Origin of the sequence: Bartonella sp. CL25QHWL (genome assembly GCF_042195335.1) — a bacterium.
Classification (GTDB): Bacteria; Pseudomonadota; Alphaproteobacteria; order Rhizobiales; family Rhizobiaceae; genus Bartonella.
Map to the genome: position 1 here is coordinate 178,967 of NZ_JBHIOE010000003.1, position 6,668 is coordinate 185,634.

Sequence of the window (6,668 nt, forward strand, 5' to 3'; positions counted from 1 at the left end):
CGTTACGAACGAAAAGGAAAATTAAAAGCACGCAATAATTCACGAGCCTCATCATCCGTTTTTGCTGTCGTACAAACGATAATATCCATGCCCCAAATTTGATCAACTTTATCATAGTTGATTTCTGGAAACACAATGTGTTCTTTAATACCCATAGCAAAATTGCCACGACCATCAAAACTCTTTGGATTTAAACCACGAAAGTCACGAACCCGCGGAAGAGCAATCGTAACAAGACGATCTAAAAACTCAAACATACGATCTTTACGCAATGTAACTTTAGCCCCAAGAGGCATTCCTTCACGAACCTTAAAGGTCGCGATAGAATTACGCGCACGCGTAACAACAGCCTTCTGACCCGTTATTAGCCCTAAATCCTCAGCAGCAAGGGAAGGCTTCTTCGAATCAGCAGTTGCTTCACCTATGCCCATATTTATTACAACTTTATCAATCCGCGGAATTTGCATCGCATTTCTGTAATTAAACTTCTCTTGAAGCGCTTTACGAATCACTTCAAAATAATGCGCTTTCATACGCGGTACTTGTCTTTCCTCAGCCATTAATCAACTCTCCCGAACGCTTGGCAAAACGCACCTTATTACCATCTGCATTCATACGAAAGCCTACACGTGTAGGCTTACCATCTTTAGGATCAGCAATCGCCAAATTAGACAGATGAATCGGAGCTTCTTTAGAAATAATTCCAGCCTCTTGCTTCTGCGTTTGACGTTGATGACGTTTAATCATATTAATCCCACGAACAAAAGCCTTATTCTCTTTTGGACTAACCTTAATTACTTCACCACTACATCCTTTATCCTTACCGGACAAAACAACAACTTTATCACCTTTTCGAATCTTCTGCATAACATTTACTCCTTATAGAACTTCAGGAGCAAGCGAGATGATCTTCATATGATTCCTACCACGCAATTCGCGGGGAACAGGTCCAAAGATACGAGTACCAATCGGCTCTTTTTTATTATCCACTAAAACCGCAGCATTACTATCAAAACGAATGACACTACCATCTGCGCGACGAATATCCTTAGCAGTACGAACCACAACAGCTTTCATAACATCACCTTTTTTAACACGGCCACGAGGAATTGCATCCTTAACCGAAACAACAATAATGTCACCGACCGAAGCATATTTCCGCTTTGAACCGCCTAACACCTTGATGCACATGACACGACGCGCTCCAGAATTATCAGCAACGTCGAGATTTGTTTGCATCTGAATCATGACTGGCCACCTTCTCTTAACACATATATCCGATTGTACCTTTTATACACTCGGATTTGCCTGCCAAATAACGATAAATTCATCGCCTTCAAATTTATCAATGATAAAAACACTGTTAAATTCTAAAACAATAAACTTAACCCATTACGCTACATTGTCTTTTACAACAATCCAACATTTATCTTTCGAAATTGGTCTAGATTCTTGAATAGAAACTTGATCCCCAATCTTGAATTGGTTGTTTTCGTCATGCGCTTTATAATTTTTAGACTGCCGAACAGTCTTCTTAAGAAGCGGATGAGAATAACGGCGTTCAACTTTGACAACAACAGTCTTATCACTTTTGTCGCTAATAACAACACCCTGCAAAACGCGTTTAGGCATCTCTTATTTCCTTAAACCTTAGTTTCACTTATCTTTTGACGAAGAAAAGTTTTAATACGCGCAATATCACGACGAACTTGTCTAACACGCGCAGTCTTTTCTAATTGACCTGTTGCTTTTTGAAAACGCAAATTAAATTGCTCTTTCTTTAACTTAGCCAATTCATCTTTCATTTGGTCGAGCGTTTGCGCCCGTAATTCTGTGGCTCTCATCGCTTAACCTCATTATTCAGCAATACGCTGGATGAAACGCGTTTTTATAGGCAACTTTGCAGCACCCAACCTTAGCGCTTCACGTGCAACATCTTCCGGAACTCCATCAAGCTCAAACATGACGCGCCCAGGAGCAACACGTGCAGCCCAATAATCAACACTTCCCTTACCTTTACCCATACGAACTTCAGTCGGTTTAGATGTAACCGGAAGATCTGGAAAAATGCGAATCCACACACGACCAGAACGCTTCATATAACGTGTAATCGCACGACGCGCCGCTTCAATTTGACGAGCAGTAACCCGCTCCGGCTCAACAGCCTTCAAACCGTAGGCACCGAAATTCAAATCCGTACCACCCTTCGCAGAACCGTGAATACGGCCTTTGAACTGTTTACGGAACTTTGTGCGCTTTGGCTGCAACATTGTTCTCTACTCCAAATTTTAGTTCAATCTCAAAAACTAAGCATTTTCGCGGCGACGATTCGATGAAGAACCAGATTGATCAGCTTCCGTAGCACGACGTTCTGAAGCCATCGGATCATGCTCAAGAATCTCACCCTTAAAGACCCAAACTTTAATACCACAAATACCATAAGCGGTCTTAGCTTCTGCTGTACCGTAATCAACATCAGAACGCAAGGTATGAAGTGGAACACGACCTTCACGATACCATTCCATACGAGCAATTTCAGCACCACCAAGACGGCCAGAACAATTGATACGAATACCTTCCGCACCAAGACGCATAGCAGACTGAACAGCACGCTTCATTGCACGACGAAAAGCAACACGACGCTCTAACTGTTGAGCAATTGATTGCGCAATAATTGTCGCATCAATCTCCGGTTTACGAATCTCCACAATATTCAATGAAGTTTCAGCATCCGTCATTTCTGAAAGCTTACGACGAAGCTTTTCGATATCAGCACCCTTTTTACCAATAATCAAACCAGGACGTGCAGAATGAATCGTAATACGACACTTCTTATGAGGACGCTCAATAACAACCTTAGAAATAGCCGCCTGTTTAAGCTCCTCAAGCACATATGAACGAATTTTCAAATCTTCATGAAGAAGGCGCCCATATTCACCACTATCAGCATACCAACGAGAGTCCCAAGTCCGATTAACACCAAGACGAAGTCCTATTGGATTGATCTTCTGCCCCATTACGCGGCCTCCACTTTTTCGGTAACTTCACGAACAATAACAGTAAGATGCGAAAATGGACGTTCAATTCTACTAGCACGCCCTCGACCACGAACATGAAAGCGCTTCATCACTATCGACTTACCAACATAAGCTTCCGCCACAACAAGCGAATCAATATCAAGATCGTGGTTATTTTCTGCATTTGCAATTGCTGATTCAAGCGTTTTTTTCACAGTAGCAGCAATACGCTTGCGTGAAAACATCAAATCAGCGAGCGCTACATTAACTCTTTTACCACGAATCATTGCAGCAACTAAATTAAGCTTCTGCGGACTAACACGAATTGTCCGCGTGACAGCTCTTGCTTCATTATCTTTAAGCTGGCGCGAAACTTTAGCTTTTCCCATTCCTACTTCCTCTTCGCTTTTTTATCGGCACCATGACCATAATAAGTCCGGGTAGGAGCGAACTCACCAAACTTATGCCCAACCATCTCTTCAGAAACAGAAACAGGAATATGCTTATTACCGTTGTAAACACCAAAAGTTAAACCAACAAATTGCGGTAAAATAGTAGAGCGACGACTCCATATTTTTATAACTTCATTGCGCCCACTTGCACGTACCTTCTCTGCTTTACCAAGAAGATAGCCGTCAACAAACGGACCTTTCCACACTGAACGAACCACTTCAGACTACCTTTCTCATTTCTTGCGTTGATGACGCGTACGCATAATAAATTTATCAGTGGCTTTATTGGAGCGCGTACGCTTACCTTTCGTAGGTTTACCCCAAGGAGATACTGGATGGCGCCCCCCCGATGTACGACCTTCACCACCACCGTGCGGATGATCAACGGGGTTCATAGCAACACCACGAACATGTGGACGTTTACCACGCCAACGTGACCGACCCGCCTTACCATCATTAATATTCCCATGATCAGGATTTGAAACAGCGCCAACAGTTGCAAAACAGCTACTCGGAACCAAACGCTGTTCACCAGAATTTAAACGAAGAATAGCCATACCATGATCTCGTCCAACCAACTGCGCATAAGCACCTGCTGAACGCGCAATCTGCCCTCCTTTTCCTGGCTTCATCTCAACATTATGAATAATTGTGCCTACAGGCATATTACCAAGAGGCATAGCATTACCTGGTTTAACATCCACATTTAAACCAGCCATAACAGAATCACCAACACCAAGACGCTGTGGCGCAAGAATATAACTCAATTGCCCATCCTCATAGCGGATTAAAGCAATAAAAGCGGTACGATTAGGATCGTATTCTAAACGCTCAACCTTTGCTGAAACATCACGTTTAAGACGCTTAAAGTCGACAAACCGATAACTACGTTTATGTCCACCACCCTGAAAACGAGCAGTAACACGACCGCGATTATTACGTCCACCCTTTGAAGACAAACCTTCAGTTAACATCTTTATAGGTTTTCCCTTATAAAGACAAGAACGTTCCACAATAACAAGCTGACGCTGCCCAGGTGTAGTTGGATTAAATTGCTTAAGTGCCATTATTCCTATCTCCGAGCCTCTTAAAGACCTGTCGAAACGTCGATAGTCTGACCACTGGCCAGAGTTACGATCGCTTTTTTGACATCACTCTGCCGACCAACTATACCTTTGAAACGCTTCACTTTACCCTTACGGACTATCGTGTTAACTGCTTTAACTTTTACGCTAAAAAGCGCTTCAATAGCAGCCTTAATCTCAGGCTTCGTCGCTTTCGGCGCGACATTAAAAGCAACTTGATTATATTCAGAAATCATAGTCGCCTTTTCAGTAATAACTGGACTAATAATTATATCATAATGGCGAAGATCTGTCATTTAAAACGCTCCTCAAGAGCCTCAACAGCTGCTTTTGATAAAACAAGTTTGCTGCGACGCAAAATATCATAAACATTAATTCCCTGAATAGGCAAAATGTCAATATTAGGGATATTAGAGGCTGCACGAAAAAAGTTAATATCAATCTCTTTACCACCAATCAAGAGAGCGTTATTAAATCCAAGCTTAGAAAAATGAGAAACAAGCATCTTCGTTTTAGCATCCTTAACAGTCAACTCATCCACAATAATCAAATCTTTTGCTTTTAATTTTGCAGATAAAGCAAGACGCAACCCAAGAGCACGAATCTTTTTAGGAAGATCATGCGCATGGCTGCGAACCACTGGTCCATGCGCCTTACCCCCACCTCTAAACTGCGGTGCACGTGCAGATGAATGTCTAGCACGCCCAGTTCCTTTCTGTTTAAACATTTTTGCCCCTGTTCGCGACACATCAGAACGACCTTGGGATTGATGACTTCCCTGCTGACGACGTGCAAGCTGCCAACGAACAACACGTTGCAAAATATCCTCACGCGGAACAAGATCAAAAATAGCTTCAGAAACCTTTAATTTGCCAGCTTCATTACCATCAAGAGTTTTAATTACAAGATCCATTATTAGGCTCCCTCAACTTCAGAGGTTTCCGTCACCGGAGTAACCATTTCCGCTTTCTCCTTCACAAGACGGCGAATACCGGCAGGCTTTGGAGCATTATCAGGAAGACGCTTCTTCACAGCATCCCGTATCAAAATCCAAGAACCTTTAGAACCAGAAACAGCACCACGCACTAAAATTAAACCACGCTCACTATCAGTGGAAATAACTTCAATATTCTGTGTTGTTACACGCACTTGCCCCATATGGCCGGCCATTTTTTTGCCTTTAAAAACTTTACCAGGATCTTGGCACTGCCCTGTAGAACCGTGAGCACGATGTGTGATCGAATTACCATGGGAAGCACGATGCCCACCAAAGTTATGTCGTTTCATAACACCAGCAAACCCCTTACCAATACTGGTACCAGTCACATCAACTCTTTGTCCTGGAACAAAATGTTCCACTGTAATCTCAGTACCAACATCAAGAAGATTGTCGGGACTCACACGAAACTCTGCTATTTTGGCTTTAGGCTCAACAGAAGCCTTAGCAAAATGTCCACGAAGAGCTTGTGAAGTATTCTTAACCTTAGCAAAGCCTACACCTAATTGAACAGCAGTATAACCATTCTTTTCAACTGTACGCTGAGCAACGACTTGACAATTCTCCAAACGAAGTACCGTCACCGGCACATGCTCACCAGCATCATTATAAATACGGGTCATGCCCAGCTTCTGTGCTATTACACCTGAACGCATCGGGTCTGTTCCTTCTGTCCTCAAACCTCAGAGCTTAATTTCTACATCCACACCAGCAGAAAGATCGAGCTTCATAAGCGCATCCACTGTTTGCGGCGTTGGATCAACAATGTCAAGAAGACGCTTATGTGTTCGCATCTCAAACTGCTCACGACTTTTCTTATCGATATGCGGTCCACGATTGACCGTAAACTTCTCAATCCGCGTCGGAAGCGGAATGGGACCACGGACATTTGCACCGGTACGTTTAGCAGTCGATACAATCTCACGCGTCGACGTATCAAGAATTCTATGATCAAACGCTTTCAAGCGAATGCGAATATTCTGACTGTTCATGCTCTTTATTTCCCTGTTATACAAAGTGCATTAATAATTAAAGCACTCAACAAGCATTATTTATTCAATGATCTTAGAGACGATACCGGCACCAACAGTACGACCACCTTCACGAATAGCAAAAC

At 42.8% G+C, this 6,668-nt stretch carries 14 protein-coding genes and 1 pseudogene; all 15 read right to left on the reverse strand.

Annotation, left to right across the window (positions count from 1 at the left end; translation table 11 throughout):
* Positions 1-2: 2 nt before the first annotated feature.
* Positions 3-560: a 50S ribosomal protein L5 gene (gene rplE, locus ACFILY_RS03155; protein ID WP_273791411.1), complete on the reverse strand. Its 558-nt coding sequence runs from the start codon at positions 558-560 to the stop codon at positions 3-5.
* Positions 553-867, reverse strand: coding sequence for a 50S ribosomal protein L24 (gene rplX / locus ACFILY_RS03160; RefSeq protein WP_015856579.1), 315 nt, complete (start codon positions 865-867; stop codon positions 553-555). The genes rplE and rplX overlap by 8 nt, the downstream gene beginning before the upstream one ends.
* Before the next feature lie 12 nt (positions 868-879).
* On the reverse strand, positions 880-1,248 hold the full coding sequence (gene rplN / locus ACFILY_RS03165) for a 50S ribosomal protein L14 (protein WP_004855715.1): 369 nt from the start codon (positions 1,246-1,248) through the stop codon (positions 880-882).
* Positions 1,249-1,392: 144 nt separating this feature from the next.
* Positions 1,393-1,632 (reverse strand): 30S ribosomal protein S17, encoded by a 240-nt coding sequence (gene rpsQ / locus ACFILY_RS03170; protein ID WP_012231991.1) that lies wholly within the window; start codon positions 1,630-1,632, stop codon positions 1,393-1,395.
* Positions 1,633-1,643: 11 nt separating this feature from the next.
* The gene (gene rpmC / locus ACFILY_RS03175) at positions 1,644-1,844 is read right to left on the reverse strand and encodes a 50S ribosomal protein L29 (protein ID WP_273791410.1); all 201 of its coding nucleotides are present in this window, start codon (positions 1,842-1,844) and stop codon (positions 1,644-1,646) included.
* 12 nt (positions 1,845-1,856) lie between these two features.
* A complete protein-coding gene (rplP, locus tag ACFILY_RS03180) occupies positions 1,857-2,270 on the reverse strand; it encodes a 50S ribosomal protein L16 (protein WP_273791409.1) in 414 nt (137 codons plus the stop codon).
* Positions 2,271-2,306: 36 nt separating this feature from the next.
* Positions 2,307-3,017, reverse strand: a complete 711-nt coding sequence (rpsC, locus tag ACFILY_RS03185; protein ID WP_273791408.1) for a 30S ribosomal protein S3 — start codon at positions 3,015-3,017, stop codon at positions 2,307-2,309.
* Positions 3,017-3,406 carry a 50S ribosomal protein L22 gene (gene rplV, locus ACFILY_RS03190; RefSeq protein ID WP_273791407.1) on the reverse strand — a complete coding sequence of 130 codons (390 nt, stop codon included), beginning with the start codon at positions 3,404-3,406 and terminating at the stop codon, positions 3,017-3,019. Before rplV ends, rpsC begins: the two co-directional genes overlap by 1 nt.
* Positions 3,407-3,408: 2 nt before the next feature.
* The gene (rpsS, locus tag ACFILY_RS03195) at positions 3,409-3,687 is read right to left on the reverse strand and encodes a 30S ribosomal protein S19 (protein WP_004855734.1); all 279 of its coding nucleotides are present in this window, start codon (positions 3,685-3,687) and stop codon (positions 3,409-3,411) included.
* 15 nt (positions 3,688-3,702) lie between these two features.
* Positions 3,703-4,536 (reverse strand): 50S ribosomal protein L2, encoded by an 834-nt coding sequence (gene rplB, locus ACFILY_RS03200; protein ID WP_273791406.1) that lies wholly within the window; start codon positions 4,534-4,536, stop codon positions 3,703-3,705.
* A gap of 20 nt (positions 4,537-4,556) precedes the next feature.
* Positions 4,557-4,850 (reverse strand): 50S ribosomal protein L23, encoded by a 294-nt coding sequence (locus ACFILY_RS03205; RefSeq protein ID WP_273723987.1) that lies wholly within the window; start codon positions 4,848-4,850, stop codon positions 4,557-4,559.
* A complete protein-coding gene (rplD, locus tag ACFILY_RS03210; RefSeq protein ID WP_273791405.1) occupies positions 4,847-5,467 on the reverse strand; it encodes a 50S ribosomal protein L4 in 621 nt (206 codons plus the stop codon). The genes ACFILY_RS03205 and rplD overlap by 4 nt, the downstream gene beginning before the upstream one ends.
* 2 nt (positions 5,468-5,469) lie before the next feature.
* On the reverse strand, positions 5,470-6,207 hold the full coding sequence (gene rplC, locus ACFILY_RS03215; RefSeq protein ID WP_273791404.1) for a 50S ribosomal protein L3: 738 nt from the start codon (positions 6,205-6,207) through the stop codon (positions 5,470-5,472).
* A gap of 27 nt (positions 6,208-6,234) precedes the next feature.
* Positions 6,235-6,543 (reverse strand): 30S ribosomal protein S10, encoded by a 309-nt coding sequence (rpsJ, locus tag ACFILY_RS03220; RefSeq protein ID WP_005773267.1) that lies wholly within the window; start codon positions 6,541-6,543, stop codon positions 6,235-6,237.
* A 60-nt stretch (positions 6,544-6,603) separates the two neighbouring features.
* A pseudogene (locus ACFILY_RS03225) lies at positions 6,604-6,668 on the reverse strand (elongation factor Tu); the annotation flags it as partial.